The sequence below is a fragment of the Massilia sp. KIM genome (assembly GCF_002007115.1).
Lineage (GTDB): Bacteria > Pseudomonadota > Gammaproteobacteria > Burkholderiales > Burkholderiaceae_D > Telluria.
Window position 1 is genome coordinate 1 of the sequence record NZ_MVAD01000006.1, and the last position, 21,890, is coordinate 21,890.

The 21,890-nt window shown below is 68.0% G+C and carries 15 protein-coding genes and 2 rRNA genes; 2 read left to right on the forward strand and 15 right to left on the reverse strand.

Annotated features, from left to right (window positions below; genetic code table 11):
• A 16S ribosomal RNA gene (locus B0920_RS25005) occupies nucleotides 1-107 on the reverse strand; the annotation flags it as partial.
• A gap of 602 nt (nucleotides 108-709) precedes the next feature.
• Here B0920_RS25005 and B0920_RS25010 point away from each other — a divergent pair.
• Nucleotides 710-2,665 (forward strand): sigma-54-dependent Fis family transcriptional regulator, encoded by a 1,956-nt coding sequence (locus B0920_RS25010; protein WP_078035433.1) that lies wholly within the window; start codon nucleotides 710-712, stop codon nucleotides 2,663-2,665.
• A 2-nt stretch (nucleotides 2,666-2,667) separates the two neighbouring features.
• Here the strand turns inward: B0920_RS25010 and B0920_RS25015 are convergent, their stop codons facing one another.
• From B0920_RS25015 to B0920_RS25045, 7 genes are all read right to left on the reverse strand, one after another.
• The gene (locus B0920_RS25015) at nucleotides 2,668-3,651 is read right to left on the reverse strand and encodes an FAD:protein FMN transferase (protein ID WP_078035420.1); all 984 of its coding nucleotides are present in this window, start codon (nucleotides 3,649-3,651) and stop codon (nucleotides 2,668-2,670) included.
• Between the two features lie 9 nt (nucleotides 3,652-3,660).
• Entirely contained in the window at nucleotides 3,661-5,730 is a 2,070-nt protein-coding gene (locus B0920_RS25020) for a 4Fe-4S binding protein (protein WP_078035421.1), read from the reverse strand.
• A gap of 12 nt (nucleotides 5,731-5,742) precedes the next feature.
• Nucleotides 5,743-6,894 carry a porin gene (locus B0920_RS25025; RefSeq protein WP_078035422.1) on the reverse strand — a complete coding sequence of 384 codons (1,152 nt, stop codon included), beginning with the start codon at nucleotides 6,892-6,894 and terminating at the stop codon, nucleotides 5,743-5,745.
• A gap of 280 nt (nucleotides 6,895-7,174) precedes the next feature.
• Nucleotides 7,175-8,905 carry a methanol/ethanol family PQQ-dependent dehydrogenase gene (locus tag B0920_RS25030; RefSeq protein ID WP_078035434.1) on the reverse strand — a complete coding sequence of 577 codons (1,731 nt, stop codon included), beginning with the start codon at nucleotides 8,903-8,905 and terminating at the stop codon, nucleotides 7,175-7,177.
• Between the two features lie 43 nt (nucleotides 8,906-8,948).
• Nucleotides 8,949-9,335 (reverse strand): DUF779 domain-containing protein, encoded by a 387-nt coding sequence (locus B0920_RS25035; RefSeq protein WP_078035423.1) that lies wholly within the window; start codon nucleotides 9,333-9,335, stop codon nucleotides 8,949-8,951.
• A gap of 41 nt (nucleotides 9,336-9,376) precedes the next feature.
• Complete coding sequence (gene adh / locus B0920_RS25040; protein WP_078035424.1) at nucleotides 9,377-10,897, reverse strand: aldehyde dehydrogenase; 1,521 nt, start codon at nucleotides 10,895-10,897, stop codon at nucleotides 9,377-9,379.
• Between the two features lie 177 nt (nucleotides 10,898-11,074).
• Nucleotides 11,075-12,016, reverse strand: coding sequence for a beta-propeller fold lactonase family protein (locus tag B0920_RS25045; protein WP_078035425.1), 942 nt, complete (start codon nucleotides 12,014-12,016; stop codon nucleotides 11,075-11,077).
• A gap of 159 nt (nucleotides 12,017-12,175) precedes the next feature.
• On the opposite strand from B0920_RS25045, the gene B0920_RS25050 reads away from it, so the two are divergent.
• On the forward strand, nucleotides 12,176-14,317 hold the full coding sequence (locus tag B0920_RS25050) for a TonB-dependent receptor (protein WP_078035426.1): 2,142 nt from the start codon (nucleotides 12,176-12,178) through the stop codon (nucleotides 14,315-14,317).
• Here the strand turns inward: B0920_RS25050 and B0920_RS25055 are convergent.
• From B0920_RS25055 to rrf, 7 genes are all read right to left on the reverse strand, one after another.
• Nucleotides 14,314-16,578, reverse strand: coding sequence for a TonB-dependent receptor (locus tag B0920_RS25055; protein WP_218669415.1), 2,265 nt, complete (start codon nucleotides 16,576-16,578; stop codon nucleotides 14,314-14,316). The two genes, B0920_RS25050 and B0920_RS25055, sit on opposite strands and share 4 nt — an antisense overlap.
• On the reverse strand, nucleotides 16,575-17,408 hold the full coding sequence (locus B0920_RS25060) for an ABC transporter substrate-binding protein (protein WP_078035428.1): 834 nt from the start codon (nucleotides 17,406-17,408) through the stop codon (nucleotides 16,575-16,577). Before B0920_RS25060 ends, B0920_RS25055 begins: the two co-directional genes overlap by 4 nt.
• 22 nt (nucleotides 17,409-17,430) lie before the next feature.
• Nucleotides 17,431-17,901, reverse strand: a complete 471-nt coding sequence (pedF, locus tag B0920_RS25065; RefSeq protein WP_078035429.1) for a cytochrome c-550 PedF — start codon at nucleotides 17,899-17,901, stop codon at nucleotides 17,431-17,433.
• A 125-nt stretch (nucleotides 17,902-18,026) separates the two neighbouring features.
• A complete protein-coding gene (locus tag B0920_RS25070; protein WP_078035430.1) occupies nucleotides 18,027-19,484 on the reverse strand; it encodes a DUF3482 domain-containing protein in 1,458 nt (485 codons plus the stop codon).
• A complete protein-coding gene (locus B0920_RS25075) occupies nucleotides 19,481-20,956 on the reverse strand; it encodes a DUF2868 domain-containing protein (protein ID WP_078035431.1) in 1,476 nt (491 codons plus the stop codon). The genes B0920_RS25070 and B0920_RS25075 overlap by 4 nt, the downstream gene beginning before the upstream one ends.
• A 153-nt stretch (nucleotides 20,957-21,109) precedes the next feature.
• A complete protein-coding gene (locus B0920_RS25080; RefSeq protein ID WP_078035432.1) occupies nucleotides 21,110-21,565 on the reverse strand; it encodes a hypothetical protein in 456 nt (151 codons plus the stop codon).
• A gap of 171 nt (nucleotides 21,566-21,736) precedes the next feature.
• A 5S ribosomal RNA gene (gene rrf, locus B0920_RS25085) occupies nucleotides 21,737-21,849 on the reverse strand.
• Between the last annotated feature and the right edge of the window lie 41 nt (nucleotides 21,850-21,890).

The window sequence follows — 21,890 nt, forward strand, 5'->3', positions numbered from 1 at the left end:
CACCCGTTCGCCACTCGCCGCCAGGTTGCCCCGCGCTGCCGTTCGACTTGCATGTGTAAAGCATGCCGCCAGCGTTCAATCTGAGCCAGGATCAAACTCTTCAGTTCAATCTCTGTTTGTTGGCATTTCTGCCATCCGCATTGCTGCGGAGTCGCTCACTCAAAATACTGACGATTCTTCTCTTTCGAGAAGGTTCGTATTTTTTGTGAACATTTGATAATTTAAGTAATCAATGACCGAAGTCATTGGCACCTTCATCAAACGCCCACACTTATCGACTGTTGATTGTTAAAGAGCTTCGTGTTCTGTCTTGCCGCGTTGTTGACGAAGCGTTGTGTTCGTCAGCAGCAGAGGAACGAGATTATGCAGTGTTTCGCGATCTTCGTCAATCCTGTTTTTGCTTCGTCGCAGATTTTTCTGCCGGGCTCGTCTCCGTAAGCACTTGATTACGTTAACGTTTTTTGACCCTTGCCGAAGCGGACGCGCACTATAGCAAACTCTGACACCCACTTGCAAGCACCTCCGGTCAGGCGAACTGTGGCCGATCTGGCACTGCATTTGCATACTCTTCGCTGAGGCCATCTGTCGACAGTACGGCGTAAGGATCGAAGCATAGTCTATGTTCCGTACCGAAACAGGTGCTACATTATGGAACAGCAGTTCCAGCACAAGAGCCCCAGCAAACAGGGCCACGAGGAGACATGGAATGATGCATCGAGACACCGGGCCGGGGTCATCGGCTTCGCACGCGTCCACGCTGGCTGCGGCCACGGAGAGCGACGCCACCGCGATCATCGCGACTTCCCACCAGCGCTCCGTGGGCTATGGCCTGTGTCCAGGCGCCCGCCCCGACTTCGATCCACTCGCCCGCAACGACCTGTCGCATCTGCTGGAACAGAACGGCCTCCTCCACACCCATGCGGTGCCGGCCATGGAGACGCTCTACCAGCAGATCATCAACACCCATAACATGGTATTGCTGACCGACGCCCAGGGCGTCATCCTGCATACCCTCGGCGATGCCGACTTCATCGAAAAGGCCAACCGTGTCGCCCTCTCTCCAGGCGTAGGCTGGTCGGAACAGCGCATGGGCACCAATGCGATCGGCACCGCCATCGCCGAGCGCGCGCCGTCGCTGGTGCATGCAGACCAGCATTTCCTGGCCGCGAACCACTTCCTCACCTGTTCGGCCGCGCCCATCACCGACCATCAGGGCACGGTGATCGGCGTGCTCGACGTCAGCTCCGACCGGCGCAGCTACCACAAGCACACCATGGCCCTGGTGCGCATGTCCGCCCTGATGATCGAGAACCAGCTGTTCGCCGCCAACTTCGAGCACGCCATCATCCTGCGCTTTCACACGCGGCCCGAATTCATCGGGACCCTGATGGAAGGCATGGCCGCGTTCAGCCCCGGCGGACGCTTCCTCGCCGCGAACCGCAACGGCTTGTTCCAGCTCGGCCTGTCCTATCCCGCGCTGCAGACCCATACCTTCAGTTCCCTGTTCGGCCTGCCCGTGTCGGCGCTCTTCGATCACTACCGCACCGCGGCGCCCGGTCTACTCGACCTGTGCATGCACAACGGCGTGCGCGTGCGGGCGCGCGCCGAGCTAAGGCTGGGCAGCGGCGTCCATGCCCTCACCGCGCCCGACAGCCAGCAGGCCACGCAGCTTCAGCCGGCCGCACCGGCCAAGTCGCGACGCCTGTCCGGACTGCGCTACCTGAACACCGGCGATCCGCAGCTCGAAAAGGTGATCGACAAGGTCAACAAGGTGCTCGGCCGCGACATCCCCATCCTGATCATGGGCGAGACCGGCACCGGCAAGGAGCTGCTGGCCCAGGCGATCCACAACGATTCCCCCCGCTCGATGGGGCCCTTCGTCGCCGTGAACTGCGCGTCGATACCCGAAACCCTGATCGAATCCGAACTGTTCGGCTACGAAGACGGCGCCTTCACCGGCGCGCGCAAGAAGGGCTCGGTCGGCAAGATCCTGCAGGCCAACGGCGGCACCCTCTTCCTTGACGAGATCGGCGACATGCCGGTCAGCCTGCAAGCGCACCTGCTGCGCGTGCTGCAGGAGCGGATGGTCACGCCGCTGGGAAGCGGCAAGTCGATACCCGTCAACGTGGAGCTGATCTGCGCCACCAACCACAACCTGCGCGAGCGCATCGCCAAGGGTCTGTTCCGCGAGGACCTCTATTACCGTCTCAATGGCCTGGTGGTGAAACTGCCGCCGCTGCGCGAACGCACCGACCTCGAGACCGTGATCCGCAAGATCCTGGCGACCGAATCGGACGGCGGACAGTACACGATGTCGGAGGAGGTGCTGCGGCTGTTCCGCCGCCACAAATGGCCTGGCAACTTCCGCCAGCTGACCAATCTCCTGCGCACCGCCATCATCATGGCGGGCGACGAGCACGAGATCGGCTTGCAGCACATGCCCGACGACTTCCTGGACGATATCGAGAACATGGCCGAGGCTCCGGCTTGCGCTCCGGTGCCCGGCGCCCAGCAGCTGGTGGACAGCGGCGCCAACCTCGAGGAGATGGAACTTACCGTCATCCTCAAATCGCTCGAAGCGCACGGCGGCAACGTCTCGGCCACGGCGCGCGCGCTTGGCGTGTCGCGCAATACCATCTACCGCAAGCTGCCGCATTTGAAATGAGCTCATGACAGCAGGCGCGGAAAGCCGGGCGAACGCCACAGGTGACCGCGCTTGTCGATGGTGAGCAGGTCTACGCCCGGCAGGCGCGCCGCCAGCGTGTGCGCCCGGCGCGCGCCCAGCACCATGAAGGCGGTCGAGAGACCGTCCGCCTCCAGCGCCGTGGGCGCCAGAACGGTGACGCTGGCGAGGCCGGGCGGCGAGCGCCCGGTGGCCGGATCGACGATATGGTGGTGCCGGTAGTCCGGCGTGAACGCCGACGCGTAATCGCCCGAGGTGGCGACGCAACGGCCGTCGAGCGCGAAGGCCGCGGCCAGCCTGCCGGGGTCGCGCGGATCGGGCACCCCGAGCGTCCATGCGCGGCCGTCCGCCTCGCCCTGGGGGGCGAACTCGCCGGCATCGAGCAGCGCGTGGGCCACGCCATGACGGCGCAGCGCCTGCAGCGCCAGGTCCGCGGCATACCCTTGGGCCAGTCCGTTGAGCGTGATGCGCATGCCGGGGCGGCGCAGCAGCACCTGCTGCGCATTGGCCTCCACGTCCTGCCAGCCGACCAGCGACCTGGCGCGCTCCACCTCGCGCGCCGAAGGCGGCCTGCCCTCGCCGGCCGCCAGCCTGCCGGCCTGCCAGAGCGGTTGGACCGTGACGTCGAAGCCGCCCCGCGTCAGGCGCGACAGGTCGCGTGCATGGCGCAGCACGGCCAGCAGCAGCGGATCGGGCCGCGCCAGCACGCCGTCGCGATTCAGCCGGAACACCTCGCTGCCGGGATCGTAAATACTCATCAGGCGGTGCACCTGTGCGACGATGGCCAGCGCGGCGTCGATCGCCCGCCTGGCCGCGGTCTCGTCGGCATGCCGCACGATCACGCCCACCGTCGTGCCGAAGGCCAGCCCTGCCCCCGTGAACGACGGCAGTTCGGCCGCCGCTGCCCGCACGGCGCCAGGCAGTACGCCGATACCGAGCGCCGCGGCGATGAAACTCCGTCTGCGCATGTCTCCTCCCTATCTTCCTGTCACCGGCACAATCGGCACCGTACGCCCCCGCTTTACTTCGAGGATGCGCGGCGCGCACAGGGTGTCGCTCTCATAGATCACCACGCAGTCCATGCACTGGAAGCACTCGTCGTAGTCGATGCGGCCCGCCGGCGTGATCGCCCCGTAGCTGCAGCGATGGCGGCAGGTCTGGCAGGGCGCGCCGCATTCGCGCCGCCGCCGAATCCAGTCAAGCAGCCGCACCCGGCCGAGCAGCGCCAGCGCGCCGCCGAAAGGACACAGATAGCGACAGAAGAATTTATAGGAGAACATCCCGAGCACCAGCAGCCCGACGGCCCAAGCCACGTAGGGCCAGGCGCGCACGAAGCCGAGCGTGATGGCCGTCTTGAAGGGTTCGATCTCGACCAGCCGGTCGGAGAGCCACGGCGCGCCCAGCGCGGCGACCAGGATGGCCGCCAGGATCAGGTACTTGAGCCGCCGCAGCTTCCGATCAAGGTCGCGGCGCAGGGTGAGTTGCGGCAACCGCAGCGCCCGCCCCCATTGTCCGACCAGTTCCTGCAGCGCGCCGAACGGGCATAGCCAGCCGCAGAAGGTGCCCCGCCCCCACAGGAACAGCGACAGCAAGACGAATCCCCAGAGCGCCAGCGACATCGGATCGAACAGCAGGAAACCCAGCCCCCTGCCCTCGCGCAGCGCATGCAACACGCCGGTGAGGTTGACGATGGAAAGCTGGGCCTGGGCGTGGTAGCCGATGAAGAACACGGTGAACAGCAGCCAGGCGCGCCGCATCCAGCCGAAGCGGCGGCGCCTGGCCGCGAGCCGGTTCGGCATCGCCAGCCCGGCGGTGAGCAGCGCCAGGGCCGCTCCCAGCACCAGCAGGTCGGGCAGGCGACTGCGCCAGCTCGCATGCCAGGCGGGCGCGGGTCGTTCCGGCGCGGCGTACAGCCGTTCCGGCAGCAGGTACGCCAGCTTCAGGTCCTGGGTGATCCGCTCCGGATAGACGATGCCTTTGCTGCGCGTGACCGGCAAGGAGATATCCAGCGGGCGCGCCGGATCCAGGCCCGACTGCCCGATCACGCGCAGGGCTACGATCTCGGTCACCGGCAGCTCGCCTTTCAGCCTCAGCTCCAGGTCCATGTCGCGCAGCTCGATCGGCAAGCCGTCCTGCCGCAGCGCGATCCGGTCCGGCACGCTGCCGCGCACGAAGTCCTCGTGCAGGATGCCGTGGCGGCCGGCGCTCATCACCAGCAATGCGTGGTCGCCGCCGTCGAGCCGGTTCGTCAACCGCTTCCAGCTGGCCTCATCCAGCAGGTTGCGCCCGATCGCCGGAACGGACGCCCAGGCCAGGTAGAGGTCGATGAACACGTCGTCGGGCGCCGCGCTCGCCGCCGCATCCAGGCCCGCCCCTGCGCCGCCGGCGAACAGCTGCTCGACTTCGCGATTGCTGACTCTCAGACGCCGGATCATCCCGGCATCCAGCATGGCCGCGAGGCCCATCGGCTCGAACACATCCGCATGGATGCGCGCGATCTTGCCAGGGTCGCGGCCCTGCGCGAATCCGAGCTTTGCGCGCGCCACCTGCAGCGCGGCCGACAGCACGCTCTGGTTGACAATCCTCACCGACGCGGTCGCCTTGGCGACGCCGTCGAGACGGACGCGATTCGGCCCGCTCGCGCCGCCCACGTCGATGTTCTGGCCCAGCGACGCCCCCCGGTACTGGGCCACGAACTGGTGCAACGGCCCTTCCCCCAGCCCTTCCATGAACACCGGTTCGTGCTGCGACAACACCGCCACTTCGATAAAGACGCCCTTCGGGTCGATCGCCACCAGCAGGTTGGGCGGCACGCCAGTGAACCCGGGCACCGGCGCCAGGTCGGCGGATTCGAACACATAACCCACCAGTTCGGTGGCCGTGCCGTTCTGCTTGAACAGCGGCCAGGCCGGGACCTCCCTCAGCTTCTCACCCACGACGACCGGCGCCGGAAAGCGCCGGGCCACCTCGTCCCGGGTCAGCACGCCCGCGTGCGCGAGCTGCACCGCGAACAGCAGCATCAGGACGAGAAGGCGAAGCTTGCGCATGCGAAGGCCGGATCAGAAGAAGATGATGCCGCCCAGGGACACGCCGTTCATGCGCGCCTTCTGCCCGGTGAAGGCCTTGGAGCGGGTCTGCCCGGCCTCTGCGACGAGGGTGATCACGCTGTTGAGCGCATAGTAGGCGCCCACCGTCAGGTTCTCGTTGGAACGCAGTCCCGCGGTGCCGGGCGTCGCATCCTTGTTTCGGCTCTGCCCATAGCTGATGCCGAGCTTGAGCGCGTCGCTGGTCTTGTAGGTCCCCTGCACCAGGTAGTGGGTGGTGCGCACGTCGCCCTGGTCGGCGTCGGACAGCACGCCGAGCGCCTTGCCGCTCTGGACGTTGACGAGCAGGCCTGCCTCTTCGGCGGCGTAAGATGCGCCGACCTCGAAGCCGTGCATGTTCAGGTCGTCGGTGGTCGCGGCCACGCCGTTGAAGCGCTGCGCCTTGGCGCTGATCCACCCCTTGAAGCCGCCCTGGACCAGGGACAGGCGCGCCTGGAACTGCGGCGTCGAATCCGACGAGTAGGCGGCGCCCGCCACCACCGGCGTGTCGGCCACCGGGCTCATGATCGCCAGATCCGCCGACAGGCCGCCCGGCGTGGACGGCGTGGTATAGGCGATCTGGCCATAGGTGCCGAGGTAGGCGTAACCGGCGCCGATGTGGCCGAGCGTGACGCGGCCGCGCTGGGTCGCCTGCACCGGGGCGCCCGCGCCGACCAGAGTCATGTCGCCCAGGATGGCATTGTGGCCGAAGATGCCGTAGTCGCGACCCAGCTTGAAGCTGCCCAGGTCCGAGCGACCGAAGGTGAAGAAGGCCTGGCGCACGTCGACGTTGCTGTTCTGCGAGATCGCGCTGTCGGTGGCGGTGGCAGCGTAGATGCCCACCAGGGCCTTGACGTCGAAGCCGCCCTGCCTGGACGAGGCCGAGCCGATCAGGGCATTGGGCAGCAGGCCGTTGCCGATGGTGGTGCGGGTGTCTTCGCTGCCGCAGCCAAGTGCCTGGCCGCCCAGCGCCAGCCCGCCGACCTGGCCGCCGTTGCAGTCGACCACGGTGGCGTAGGCGTTGACGATACCGCCGAGCGAGACGGTCCAGTCGCCAGTCTTTATGTCGACAGCCAGCGCGGGCTGGATGCAGGCCGAGAGCACGGCCAGGATGCAGATCTTCTTCATGTTGTGTCTCCTCGAATTGTTCTTGTGTATGAGCGCATCGGGTGATGCACAACATGGTGATGGCAAGTAGCGTGCCTGCCGCTTTCGCCCGTCAAATGGGGCCTGGCGGGCGGTCGATGTGCCGATACGGATCAAGTCCGCCTTCCCGCTGCGCTGTTTTTGATCGGTGGGTAAGGCAAGCGCGGGCCCGTAAACGAAAAAAGCTGACGGCCGAAGCCGTCAGCAAACATGGCGCTGCGTACGTCCTTACCCGTGACGCACGCTGCCTACCCAACAGCCGTTAACCTTTGCCGGCCAGCTTGAACACCCACACCGAACCGCCCTGCTCCAAGAAGTTGACCTTCTTGGCCACCTCCCCGCCCCAGAGCGGCACCGCGCCGCCCCAGCCCGAGACCACCGCGACGTATTGCGTGTCGCCGTCCTGCCAGGTCACCGGGGGTGCGACCACGCCCGATCCGGTCTGGAACTTCCACAGCTCCTTGCCCGTCTTCGCGTCGAGCGCCTTGAGGAAGCCTTCCGGCGTGCCATAGAAGACCAGGCCGCCGGCGGTGGCCATCGCCCCACCCCACAGCGGCGCCGGATTCTTCACCTCCCACACGATCTTGCCGCTCTTCGGATCCACCGCGCGCAAGGCGCCGATATAGTCGTCGAACAGCGGCTTGATGGTGAAGCCCGCGCCAAGGAAGGCGCCGCCCTTCTTGTAGGTGATCGGCTCGTTCCAGATGTCCATGCCCCACTCGTTGGCCGGCACGTAGAAGTAGCCCGTCTGCTGGCTGTAGGCCATCGGCATCTGGTTCTTCGCGCCGAGGAAGGCCGGCGCCGCGAACACGGTCGTGCCCTTCTTGCCGTCGCCCTTGGTCGGATCGCTCGGCCGGTTGGCCGGCACGAAGTTCGGGCGTCCGGTCTTGAGATCGATGCTCGTGGCCCAGGTGATCTTGCGCACGAAGGGGAAGGCGTTCTCCAGCTTGCCCGTGCCGGCGTCGATCACGTAGAAGAAGCCGTTACGGTCGGCCTTGCCGCCATAGCGCTTGCCGTTCATGTCGAAGGTCACGAACTCGTTGGCGCCGTCGAAATCCCAGGAATCGTTGGGCGTGTTCTGGTAGGCCCACTTGATCTGGCCGGTCTTGACATCCAGCGCCACCGTCGACGACGAGTACAGGTTGTCGCCGGGGCGCAAGTGGCTGTTCCACGGCGCCGGGTTGCCGGTGCCGAAGTAGGCCAGGCGCGTGCTGGCGTCGTAGGTTCCGCCCATCCAGGTCGAGGCGCCGCCGGTCTTCCACAGGTCGCCCGGCCAGCTCTTGTTGACGGTGCCGGAGACGCCGTTCTCGATCTGCTTGCCCTCCTTGTCGTAGCGGTAACCCATGTGGCCTTCCACCGTCGGACGGATCCACAGCAGTTCGCCGGTCCTGGGGTCGCGCGCCTCGACGCGGCCGACCACGCCGAACTCGCCGCCCGACACGCCGGTGAGCAGCACGCCTTCGGCGATCAGGGGCGCGGCCGTCATCGAGTAGCCGGCGGCGTAGTCGTCGACCTTTTCCTTCCACACCACCTTGCCGGTGTCCTGGTCCAGCGCCACCAGCTGGGCGTCCAGGGTGCCGAAGATCACCAGGTTGCCGTACAGGGCGGCGCCGCGGTTGACCACGTCGCAGCAGGGCATGATCCCGTCCGGCAGGCGGTGCTCGTATTTCCAGAGCTTGTTGCCGGTCTTGAGATCGATCGCGAATATCCTCGAGTAGGACGCGGTCACGAACATCTTCCCGTTATGGATCAGCGGCTGGGACTCCTGGCCGCGCTGCTTCTCGCCGCCGAACGAGAAGGACCAGGCCGGCACCAGGTTCTTGACTGTGCCGGTATTGATCTGCGTGAGCGTCGAATAGCGTTGGCCGTTGGCCCCCATGCCGAAGGTGAGCACGCTCTTCTGGTCCTTCGCATCGTTGTCGATCATCGCATTGGTGACTTCGGCGGCATGCGCCGCCGCCGTCATGGCCCCGAACGCGGCCAGTACCGCCATCATGGTGTTCTTCACAATCGTCTCCTTGTTGTTATCGTTGCATTCAGGCGCCCTGCCGCAATGCTTGCGTGCGCAGCAGCGCGCATTCCTCGTCGGTGAACAGGCGCGAGCGCGTCAGGAAACGCCGTCCGGTTCCGTTATCGAGCGAGAACTGCCCCCCATTGCCCTCCACGACGTCGATCACCAGCTGCGTGTGCTCCCAGTAGGCGAACTGCTCCATTCCCATGTAGAACGGGGCGCCGGCCAGGTTGCCGAGGTAGACGTCGGTGTCGCTCAGTCCGAACTCTCCAGCGGCGTAGCACATCGGCGCACTGCCGTCGCAGCAGCCGCCGGACTGGAAAAACATCACGGGACCGTGACGCCGGCGCAGTTCGTCGATGAAGGCCAAGGCCGCCGGGGTGGCGCACACACGGTCGATCGAAGCGGTCATGTTCACTCCTTGTCTGGCGCAGGCCGGCCTGCGCCCCGGGGTTAGAAGAAGCCCAGCGCGTTCGGGCTGTAGCTGACCAGGAGGTTCTTGGTCTGCTGGTAGTGATCGAGCATCATCTTGTGGTTCTCGCGGCCGATGCCCGACTGCTTGTAGCCGCCGAAGGCGGCGTGCGCCGGGTACAGGTGGTAGCAGTTGGTCCACACGCGGCCAGCCTGGATCGCGCGGCCGACGCGGAAGGCGCGCGAGGCGTCGCGGGTCCACAGGCCGGCGCCCAGCCCGTACAGGGTGTCGTTGGCGATGCGCAGCGCATCCGCCTCGTCCTTGAAGGTGGTCACCGACACCACCGGCCCGAAAATCTCTTCCTGGAAGATGCGCATCGCGTTGTGGCCCTTGAACACGGTCGGACGCACGTAGTAGCCGCCGCCCAGCTCCCCGTCCTGCACATGGCGTTCACCGCCGGCCAGCACCTCTGCGCCTTCCTGGCGGCCGATGTCGAGGTAGGACAGGATCTTTTCGAGCTGCTCCTGGGAGGCCTGGGCGCCGATCATGGTCGCGGCGTCGAGGGGGTTGCCCTGCTTGATCTTGCCGACCCGCTCCAGCGCGCGTTCGATGAAGGCCTCGTAGATCGATTCCTGGATCAGCACGCGCGAGGGGCAGGTGCAGACTTCGCCCTGGTTCAGCGCGAACATGGCGAAGCCTTCCAGGCACTTGTCGAAGAAGGCGTCGTCGGCGTCCATCACGTCCTCGAAGAAGATGTTGGGCGACTTGCCGCCCAGCTCGAGGGTTACCGGAATCAGGTTCTGGGCCGCGTATTGCATGATCAGGCGGCCGGTGCCGGTTTCGCCGGTGAAGGCGATCTTGGCGATGCGCTTGCTGGAGGCGAGCGGCTTGCCGGCCTCCAGGCCGAAGCCGTTGACCACGTTGACCACGCCGGGCGGCAGGAGGTCGGCGATCAGCTCGACCAGCACCATGATCGAGGCCGGGGTCTGCTCGGCGGGCTTGAGCACCACGCAGTTGCCGGCGGCCAGGGCCGGGGCCAGCTTCCATACCGCCATCAGGATCGGAAAGTTCCAGGGGATGATCTGGCCCACCACGCCCAGCGGCTCGTGGAAGTGGTAGGCGTAGGTCTCGTGGTCGATCTGGGCGATCGAGCCTTCTTGGGCGCGGATGGCGCCGGCAAAGTAGCGGAAGTGGTCGATCGCCAGCGGGATGTCGGCCGCCATGGTCTCGCGGATCGGCTTGCCGTTGTCAATGGTCTCGGCCGTGGCCAGCATCTGCAGGTTCTCTTCCATGCGGTCGGCGATCTTGTTCAGGATGCGCGCGCGCTCGGCCGGCGAGGTCTTGCCCCAGGCGTCCTTGGCGGCGTGGGCCGCGTCCAGCGCGATCTCGACGTCTTCCGCGGTGGAGCGCGCCACTTCGCAGAAGGGCTGGCCGGTGATCGGGGTGAGGTTCGGGAAGTACTCGCCCTTGCTCGGCGCGACGAAGCGCCCGCCGATGAAGTTGTCGTAGCGTTGCTTGAAGGGATTGGCGACGCCGAGTTTGCTGATGTCCGCGAGATTCATGTCGTCCTCTATGTCTGTCTGTGTTGATCGGGTTGTGTTGACCACGTTCTTCTTTTCGCAAGGGCCGTGCCAGCTGCCGGCATCACGGCGCGCCGCAGGGAAAGGCGGCGGCGCGGCGCATCGGGGGCTATGCTGGCGGCGGCTGTTTCTGGTACACCTGTCCCAGATTGGAACAGCTCAGCGGATCAGCACACCCCAGGGCAGCTCGCCGACGCCGATGTCGGCCACGCGACGCGCACTGGCGGTGTCGATCACCGAGACGCTGTCCGAACGCCCGTTGGCGACGTACAGGCGGGAGCCGTCGGGCGTGAGCGCCATGTTCCAGGGCCGCTTGCCGACCGGGATGGTGGCGGTCACCGTATTGGTGGCGGCGTCGACCACCATGACCGTCCCGTCCGCGCCGTTGGAGACGTAGACCTGGCGTCCGCTCGGGTGCACGGCGATCCCGGCCGTGTTCTTCCCGGCCGGGATTGCCGCCAAAGTCTTGCGCGCCTCCATGTCGATCACGTGGACCGCATTGGCCAGCTCGCAGGCCACGTAGGCACGGCTGCCGTCGGGGCTGAAGCCGATGCCGCGCGGGCGCAGCCCGACCGCGATCGAGCCCACCTGGCGGCGAGCGGCGACGTCGATCACGTCGACCTGTTCCGCATCCTCGGCGCTCACCAGCAGCCAGCGCCCGTCGGGGCTGAATACCGCATGCTCGGGGTTGCGTCCGGCGACCGGGATCTCGGCCAGCACCCGGCGGCTGGCGGCCTCGATCAGGGTCACGCTGTTGCCCTCTTCCACCGCCACCGCGAGGAGCTGTCCGTCGGCTGAGGCGCTGACGCCCTCCGGCGACTTGCCCAGCGCGACGGTGCCGAGGACGGTGCCGGCGTCGGCGTCCAGCGCCAGCAGCACGCTGCTGCCGGCGTCGGTGACGTAGAGCGTGCGCCCGGCCGGGTCGGCGGCGATGCCGCGCGGACGCTTGCCGGCCGCGATGTCGCGAACCACAACGCCGCTCGCGGTGTCGATCACGCTGAGCGTGGCCGATTTCTCGTTCGGGACGTAGGCCAGCGGGGAGGCCAGGGCGCCGGCGGAGAGCAGGCTGGCGATAAGCAGGCAGGTGCGTGCGGGGGACATGTTCGACCTTTCACAGGGAGCACCCGAGGGTGCGATACGTAAGGAAATGCAAGCCGCGTGCCACACGCGTGCGCACGCGTTGTCGACATGGCAGGTATATTGCTTGGTTGAGTGGTAGCGCCCGGTCCCAGGGTGCGCTATCGAACGATTGGAGACTTCATGAAGCATGCAGATTTTCGCGGCAGGCTGCGCCCGACGGCGCTGGCGGCCGCCCTGTGTTCCGCCGGCCTGTGCTGGCCACTGGCGGCCAGCGCCGACGAGCCCGCGGGACCGATGAGCGTGGTGGTGGTCAGCGGCACCCGCGCCGAGCAAGCCAGTTTCGACCTGCCGGCCGCGATCGACGTGGTCGACGCCAGCCAGATCCGCGACACCCAGCCGCGCGTGAACGCGTCCGAGGCGCTGGTGGCCGTCCCCGGCCTGGTGGCGCGCGACCGCCAGAACTACGCGCAAGACCTGCAGATCTCGTCGCGCGGCTTCGGCGCCCGCTCCGCCTTCGGCGTGCGCGGCGTGCGCCTGGTGGCGGACGGCATCCCGGCCACCATGCCCGACGGCCAGGGCCAGGCCGCGACCTTCAACCTCGACATGGCCGAGCGCATCGAAGTGCTGCGCGGTCCCTTCTCCACCCTGTACGGCAACCATTCGGGCGGCGTGGTGCAGCTCTTCACCCGCGATCCCAAGGGCCCGCCGGCCGTGGAGGCCAGTTTCGCCGCCGGAAGCGACGGCCTGCGCAAGACCGACGTCAACGCGGCCGGCCGCAGCGGCGGCGTCGGCTACCTGCTCGACGCCTCGCGCTTCGAGACCGACGGCTACCGCGACCACAGCGCCGCCACGCGCGAGCAGGCCTATGCCAAGCTGGTGGTGGAACCGTCCGGCACCAGCCGGCTGGTGATCACCGCCAGCGGCCTGCGCCAGGACGACACCCAGGACCCGCTGGGCGTCACCTGGGCCACCTGGCAGGCCGACCCGCGCGCCGGCGAAATCGACAGCACCGACACCCAGACCCCGCGCCGCACCTTCGCCGAGCGCTACGACACCCGCAAGAGCATCGACCACCAGCAGGCCGGCCTCACCTGGGAAAGCCGCTTCGGGCCCGACCGCCTGCAGCTCACCGCCTGGGGCGGCAACCGTCGCGTGATCCAGTACCAGTCCTTCTCGCGCGCCTTCCAGGCGCCGGCCAGCCATTCCGGCGGCGTGATCGACTTCGACCGCGATTTCTACGGCGTGGACGGCAACTGGCGCATGGTGCGCGAGATTGGCGGGGGCGTCCTGCGCGCCACGCTGGGCCTCGAGTTCGCCCGTTCGCGCGATGCGCGCCAGGGCTTCGAGAACTTCGTCGGCAACAGCTTCGGCGTCAAGGGGCGCCTGCGCCGCGACGAGAAGAACGAGGTGGAAAGCCTCGACCCCTACGCCCAGCTCGAATGGGAGCGCGGCCCCTGGGTGCTGACCGGCGGCCTGCGCCACAGCCGCGTCAAGTTCGACGTCACCGACAACTACCTCTCCAACGGCAACGACAGCGGCGGCGTCGACTACCGTCACACCACCCCGCTGGTGGGGGTGCTGTACAAGGTGTCGCCAACCCTCAACGTCTACGCCAGCGCGGCGCGCGGCTTCGAGACCCCGACCCTGAACGAGGCCTTCTACTCGGGCACAGGCGGCGGATTCAACTTCCGCCTGGCGCCAGCGATCGGCAAGCACCTTGAAGCAGGCGTGAAGGCGATGCTGCTTGAAAAGGTGCGCGTCAATGCGGCCCTGTTCCAGGTGCGCACGAGCGACGAGCTGGTGGTCGACGCTTCCTCGGGAGGCCGCACCAGCTACCGCAACGCCAGCGCCACCCTGCGCCGCGGCGCCGAGGTCTCGCTCGACGCCGACCTGGGCGCCGGCTGGAACGCCCGCATGGCCATGAGCGCCCTGCACGCGGTCTACGACGAAGCCTTCGGCGCGGTGCGCGAAGGCAGCCGCCTGCCGGGCGTGCCCAAGACCAGCTTCTACGGGGAGCTGGGCTGGAAGGAGGCGGCCGGCCGCTTCGGCGCGGCGCTGGAGACCATCGCCAACAGCCGCGTGTATGCCGAAGACACCAATACCGCCACGCCGGCGCCGGGCTACGGCATCGTCAACCTGCGCGCACAGGCCAGCCAGCAACTGGGCGGCTGGAAGCTGCGCCAGTTCGCGCGCCTGAACAACGTCTTCGACCGCGACTACGTGGGCTCGGTGATCGTCGGCGAGACCAACCGCCGCTATTACGAAGCGGCGCCCGGCCGCAACTGGATCCTGGGCGTGAGCGCCCAGTACCAGTTCAACTAGAAGCGGTAGCGCAGCCCGGCCGCCAGCGTGCGCGGCGCGCCGGGCGCCACGAAGCGCGCAGGCTCGGCCTCGCCAGCCCCGTCGCCCGGCTGGCGCAGGCGGCCTTCCGGGAACAGGTCGACCGCCAGCGCGCCAAAGGTCTCGTAGCGCCGGTCGAGCGCGTTGCTCACGCGCGCGAACACTTCCCAGCGGGGCGCCGGACGCCAGCGCGCATGCAGGTGCAGCAGCGCATGGCCGCCGATGCGCCAGTCCCCCGCCTCGCCTTCATCCTCGACCAGGCCATCCTCGTTGCCCTGGCTGACCATGCGCGAGACCGCGCGCAGCTCGGCGCCGAGTTCAAGCCCGGGCCGCGCATCCCAGTCGAGCTGCAGGCGCAGCGTGTGGCGCGGCAGGCCGGCGATGCGGGTGCCGCGCTCCACCTCCACGCTGCGCACCCCGGTGAACAGCACGCCCGCCGCGCCGTAGGTGGCGTCGAGGAAGCTGTAACCCGCCTGGGCGCGCAGGCCGCCGCGTTGAAGCAACCAGTTCAGCTCCGCCCCTTGATGGCGGGTGCGGGAAAAGTTGGAGAAGTAGCCGGCGCGCGAGGCGCCGGCGCGGCCGAACAGGATGTCGTCGCGGCTCACGGTGCGGAACAAGGCCGCGCTGAAGCCTTCCGCGCGCACGCCCGCCTCCACGGTGCGCGCCACCACCTGCTTCAGGTAAGGGTCGGACTGCAGTCCCACCGGCAGCCGGCAGGGCTCGGCCGGGTCGGCGCATCCGAGCTCGATCACGGTCGGCACGCGGTTGCTCTGGGCGGCGTTGGCGAACCAGGTGAGAGCCCCGCGCGTGTGGGTGATGCCGAGCGCCGGGTTCAGGCGCGTGTAGCGGAAGGATTCGTGGGGTTTCGGGCCATCCACCGTCACCAAAGTATTGCCGACGCTGGCGCGGTTGTAGCGCAGCGAGGCGGTCAGGTTGGTGGTGGCGCCCACCGACAGGGTGGCCCCTGCATAGACGCTGGTGGCGCGCGCGCTGCCGGTGACCGAGGAATCGGCCTCCCTTTCCTCGTCCGGGTCGCCAACGACGCCGCGCGTGGGCGTGAAGAAGGCTTCCTGCTCGTACTGCGCGAAGCTGACCCGGCTGCGGTCGACCGTGAGGCCGGCGTTGAGCAGGTGCCGGTTCAGGCGCTTGTGGAAGTTCAGGCTGGCGCCGCGGCTGCGCTGGCGCGTGCTGGTCGTGTTCAGGCTGGCCGGGTGCGGTACCTCGTCGTCATCCAACGCACACGCGCCCGGTTCGGCGGCGCAGTCCTCGACCAGATCGGCGTAGTCGTCGTCGATGTCGCCCCCTACTGTGTCGCGCCGGCTGTCGCGCAGGTAGGCGCCGGCATGCAATTCGCTGCCCGGGGCGAACCGGTGGGTGAGCGTCAGCATGCCCTGGGACAGGCGTGTGCGGCTGCGGTCGGGGTGGGTGTAGACGGCGCGTCGGTCGCTCTCGTACAGCCCCTGCGGCAGAAGGCCGTTGCCGAGCAGCCGGCTGCGCCCGCCCAGCACCGTGGCGCTCCAGTCGGTGTACTTCCCTTCCCGCCCCAGCTTCACGAGCAGGTTGCCGAGCCGCCCCGCCGAATGGGCGCGCCAGCCGTCTTCTTCGAACAGGGTGGCGGCCGCGAACTGGTGCCAGCCCTCGCGCCGGAAGCCGTAGGCCAGGTCGGCGCGGCGCCGGCCGTGGCGGCCGATCGACACGGCCAGGTCGCCGCCGGGATCAATCAACCCGGAGCGGGTTTCCAGCGCGAGCGCGCCCCCCAGGGTGTTCAGGCCATACAAGGGATTGGATCCCGCCACCACCGAGACGCGCGCCAGCGCCGCTTCCGGAATCATGTCCCAGTTGACCACGTCGCCGAAGGGTTCGTTGACACGCACGCCGTCGAGGTAGACCGACAGGCCCTGGGCGGTGCCCAGCAGTGGCGAGGCGCGAAACCCACGGTAGCTCAGGTCGAGCAGGAAGGGGCTGCCTGCGATCTCGTTGACCGTGACGCCATTGAGCTTGCGCGTGATGGTCTCGGCCAGGTTGCCGCCCTGGGCGTCGCGCAGGTCGGCGCGGTCGAGCACCTGCACCGCGTGGGGCAGGCGGTCGGCCTCGATGCCGGCCTGGCCGAAGGGCAGCGCGGCCACCACGTCGACCCGGGCCATCGCCATGCCCTCGGGTTGGGGCGCCGCCGCCGCGCCTTGCATCGCCAGCCAGACGCAGGCCGGGACGGCTGCCCGCCCCAGCCTGCGAAGCGCGCTCACGGCCGCACCTGCTGCACGCCGTGCCGCGCGAACAGGGCCCTCAGCTCGCCGCTGGCGGCCAGTTCGTTGAGCGCGGCCTGCAGCCGCAGCGCGAGGTCTTCGTCATCCTTGCGCACCGCCATCCCGACCGCCCAGCCTGAGCGCGGCATGCGCTGGAAGCTGAGGTCTTCCAGCGGGAAGGCGGGGTCGCCGCGGAGCGCCGCCTCGGCCTCGGAGCGCTTGGCCAGGACGGCGTCGAGCTGGCCCGCCTTGAGCGCGGCGAGCGCTTCGAGCGCCGAGGGATAGATGCGGACCTGCTCGCGGAAGCGCCCTTCTCCCTCGCCCAGCATCAGCATGCCGGCGATCGAGACCTTCTCGACGCCGATGCGCTTGCCGGCCAGGGAGTCGATGCCCTGGAACTGCGGTATGGCCGCCGCGCTGCGCGCCAGGCGCAGGGTCTCCACGTAGTAGGGCGCGAAGATCCGAACCTGCGGGTTGTCGCTCATCAGCCGGTTATCGACCGGCACGTGCAGCATCACGTCGGCCGGGCCGTAGCCCAGGTAATGCCCTTTCCAGACCATGTTGCGCAGGTCGTCGGCCACTTCCTCGTCGGCCGGGAAAGGCATCAGGTTCAGGCTCAGCCCCAGCCTGGCGGCGAGCGCGCCGGCAAGGTCGACGTCGATGCCCGCCCCCTTGTCTGAGAACGGGGCGAATTCGTTGTACACGGCCACTTTCAGCGCGCCGGACTCCCGGATCTTGTCCCAGTCGGCGCGGGCGGGCGCTGCGCCGCCCAGTGCGATGGCGGCGCAGGCCAGCAGCGCCTGGCGCCGGCTCACGGAGTGCTTGCTCATGTGAAGCCTCGTCGGGGAGGGTTTAATTGGATTCGCGGCGCGATTCGAGGTAGGTCTTGATCGCCCACATCGCTTCCTGGTTGAACACGCCCTCGAACGGCGGCATGTAGACCGCGCCGTTGCGCACCTTCCCCTGGCGCACGGTGCTCAGGTAGTAGGTGTCCATCTCCTTGAAGCAGGCCGCCTTCTTGCTGGCGTTCTTCATGGCCGTGCAGTCGCGGTCCAGCTGGCGCAGGTCGGGCGCGATGCCGCCCGAGACGGCTTCGAGGCCATGACAGCGGGCGCAGTTCTGGTTATAGGCCGATGCGCCGATCTTCAAGGCGTGCGGATTGGCGCGATAGGGGTTCTCATCGCGCCACTCCTTGCCCAGGTCGGGCAAGCCCTTGGTGTCGACCGCCTGGGGCGTGACGGGACCGTGGGCGTGGGCCATGGATGCGCCGAAGATGGCGGACAGCGCGAACGCGCCGGCGAGAAGGCGAATGGACTGTTGCATGCTTGTCTCCTGCTGGTTATCGATCTTGATGACTCAACATGAGCAAGCCGTGTGCCATGCGACCGCAAGGCATTTGGGCGGAGCACCTGTTCCAGATTGGAACAGGTGTCACACGGACGGGTGTTTCAGCCGTCCGGCAGCGCGACGTTCGGGTACAGGCGCCGCAGCACGGTCGTCACAGCGGGGACCAGGGCGGTTTCCACCTGGGCGGTGGCGGCGCCGAGGTCGGGCGCGTTGCGCACCGCCTGCCACAGGCGCGCGGCGTCGACCCCGGCCAGGGCCTGCTCGACCTCGGCCTGCCAGAATGGCGGCGCCTCGCTTTCGACGTAGTTGCCGCGCCCGCGGCCATAATGAGCCACGGCCAGGTAGCGCAGCACCGCGCCCACCAGCAGGGTCTGGAGAAACGCGTCGGCGAACTGCACGCTCGCGCGGTTACGGTCGGTGCGCTGGTTGAAGCCCCAGGCGGCGCCGGCCATCGTCAGTCCGCCGACGATGGCGCCCAGCAGCGCGCCCGCGCCCATGGTGAGGCCGCCGGCCATGACGTCGGCTGATAGTCCGCTGGCGGCGCCCGAGACCACCGCGCCCAGCAGGCCCGCCTGGGCCTTGTCGAGCGGGGCGCGGACCGCGAAGTTCTCGCTGACGCGGGCGTTGATGGTCAGCGCCTGGCCGGGATCGATGCGGTGCAGCGAAAGCATGCGCGCGGTGGCGTGGTTGATGCCGTCCTCGAGGCGCTTGATCAGCGCCGCCATGGCCAGCTCCTGGCGGCGCTGCTCGTCCTTGTCGATGCCGACCGCCTTGAGGGCGCTGCGCAGCATGCCGCGTTCGCTCTCCGGCAGCGCTTCGCTGTCGCGCGCCGCCTTGGCCAGCAGCTCGGCGCTCATGTGCAGAGCGCTGGTGAAGCGCTCGCGGTTGCGCGCCGACCACGCGGCCTGCAGGCGCGCATAGCCGGGCTGCTTGGCCGGATCGACCAGGCGGCCGACGGCGTCGTAGAACACGTGCTCGTGCACCCAGCAGCGGGCGAAGGCGTCCAGGGCGAGCACCTCCTTCACGATCGGGTATTGCGCGAGGTGCTGCTTCCAGCGCTGCTGCTCGCCCTGCTCCTCGGCGCCGGGCCGGGGTGGCCCCATCTGGTTCAGCAGCACGACCACCGGCTTGCCGAGCCAGTCGAGGATCTTCATCTCGGCCGGGAGGTAGCCAGCGTCCTGGGGGGACTCAGACGAGTTGACCAGGTAGAGGACGACGTCGGCCTCGTCGCGCGCGGCGCGCAGGGCCTGCTGGCTGAGCCAGAACGGGCGGTCGCGGTAGCGGTCGAAGACTTCACGCAGCAGCCAGCCGATCGGGTTGCCGGCCATGGCCAGGCGCTTGAGCAGACGCACCGAGTCGCCGAAGCCGGGCGTGTCCCAGAGCACGAGGGTGTCCCCGGCCTCGCTGGTCACCAGCGGATGGGCTTCGGCGAATTCGGTGACGTGGGCGGCATCGCGCACTTCGCCGACGTCCATGCCGACCAGGGTGCGCGCCAGCGTGGTCTTGCCATTGTTGGTGTGCGAGACCAGCGCGAACTGGATCTTGACGGGTTCGATCATCGCAGCTCCGGCAGGTTCAGGCCGGCGCTGAATTCGACCGGGTGCTTGTCGGGCTGGAGCAGGTTCACCACTTGGGCGGGCGTGCCGTGGAAGCTGCAGAACTGGCGCCACAGGGCGGCGCGCTCGGTGACGCGGCCTGCGCTGGCGGGCTGCTCGCCGATGCGCTCGACCAGCGCCGATTCGTCGAGCAGCACGGCGACGCCGCGCGGTACGCGCTTGACCAGGTAGTCGAGGAAGGCGCCGTGGTTTTCCTTCTCGGGCGTGGCGGCAAGGCTGAACAGCGCGGCGGTGACGGTCACGCCGGATTCATCGAGCGCAGTGTCGCGCAGCGCTTCCTTGGGCTCGACACCGTAGCCCGCGGTCGGACGCAGCTGCACGCGCGCCTGCGCGCCGAATGCGCTGGCAGCGATCGCCCACAGGCCGCGGTCGCGCGCTTCGTCCAGCGTGTAGCTGTAGGGGATCACGCGCAGCAGCGCGGGCGCGCCGGCGCCGATGCTGTCTGCCAGCTTGCGGAAGTAAGGCTGGTCGAGGTCGAGCGGGAAGCGGCGCTTGAGGCGGCCGGCGCGCAGGCCGTCGATCAGGGCCAGCACGAGGCGCGGGAGCACGACCAGGAGCAGCAGCGTCGCGGCGTACAGGTGCACCCAGCGCTCGCCGCCGGCGATCGTGCCGCCGCTGCCGAAGCGCAGCATCTCGATCTCGGCCAGCGAAAAGCCCTGCAGGAAGGGGAAGACGGTCAGCGCCGGCGTGAACAGCCAGGACAAGAGCGTGTGCACCTGGCGGCCGTCGAGGAAGGTCGATTCCCAGCCGGTGATGTAGTCGGTGAACAGGCCGCGGGCGTAGAGCGAGGCGATGGCGCCCAGTGCGAAGCCGGCGGCGGCCAGGTGGAAGGTGCGGGACAGGCGCGCGCGTGTGAGCGGTTCGCTCAGCGCGGCCCAGTCGGCGAGGTAGTGGGCGACGCCATCGGCAAGCGCGGAGGGCAGCTTGCGCGGCACCGCCGCCTTGCCCACGCTCAGCCGCTGCAGCAGCGAATTGCCGGCCTTGCGCTTCGCGGGCAGGATGGCCCAGACCAGCAGGCCGAGGTAGACCAGCAGGTTCCAGGCGATGATCAAAAGGAAGGGCGCCGAGAGCAGGTCGACACGGTGGGGGTCGGCGATGCGGTCGAGCGCGGCGCCGGCAAGGAAGGCGATGAAGGGCAAGGCGGCCCAGATGCCGGTCATGCCAGGTTTGCGTTGCACGAAGGCGCGCAAGGCCGGCGTGCGTTCGCCCAGGCGCTTGAGGATTTGATCGGCGCGCTGCTCCAGGAAGTGGTGCTGGTTCATGGCCACGCGGCTGTCCGAGGCCTGCCAGGCGGCCAGCTCGCGCGCGCTGCGCGTGGCGTACTTGCGGTCGTCGTCGCTCAGCACGGCGTGGGCGACGTCGGCGGTCTCGATGGCGCGCATCAGCACGACCTTGCGTGCAACCTGTTCGTTCATGCTTCTCCTGTGATTGATTTGGCAATGCCCGTAGGCGCATTGTGCCTCAGATTCGGCCGGGTCACTGTTGGCGAGCGCCCGGTGCATGGCGCTTGGCCAGCGGCAGACGAAAAAAAACCCGGGCGTGCCCGGGTCGAGGTCGAGGAAAACGGTTCAGCGGCCGGTGTTCTTGCCACCGCGCTTTTTGCCGAAGTCGCTGGCCGGCTCGTCGGGACGGACCTTCGGCTTGGCGTGGTCGCTCGACTGGAGGGAGCCTTTGGGGCCGGTGGGAGACTCCTGGGAACCCGCATGCTGATACTGTTCATTGCCGCCGCCGGATTGCTGGGGCTCGCCGAGACGTTCCTGCTCACCGCGCGCCTGCATGCGCTGCGCCTGCTGGCGCGCGCTCCAGCCGGCCTGCTGTGCGCCAGGACCGCCGCGTGCGCCTCGATTTTCGGATTGCATGGAACCGGTGTGGGCTTTCTGGAAAGGGGTGTCGGGGCCGCCCGGCATGACGTAGCCGGGCGCCCTGCTCTGCAGGCTGCCCTCGGCCACCGTAACGACCTTGGGTTTGTGGATGCCGCCGGCACGGTTGTCTCCGCCTCGTACTTTCTCTTTGGACTTGCTCATGTCTAACCTCCGCTTGCTGAAGCAATGGGTCGATCATGCGCGCTAGCGACAGGGGTCTGTATAGGAGAAGGTTTCGGAGGGGTGTAGGAGGCGGCGCACGATTTAGAAGCAATTGCGCCAGAAAGCAAAAAAGCCCGCTCAGATCACTGAGCGGGCTTTTTCATATAACTAGCCTGACGATAACCTACTTTCACACTGGTTGCAGCACTATCATCGGCGCAAAGTCGTTTCACGGTCCTGTTCGGGATGGGAAGGGGTGGGACCGACTTGCTATGGTCATCAGGCATAACTTGTACGAGTCGCAGCGGTTTTCGCTACGGCTCTG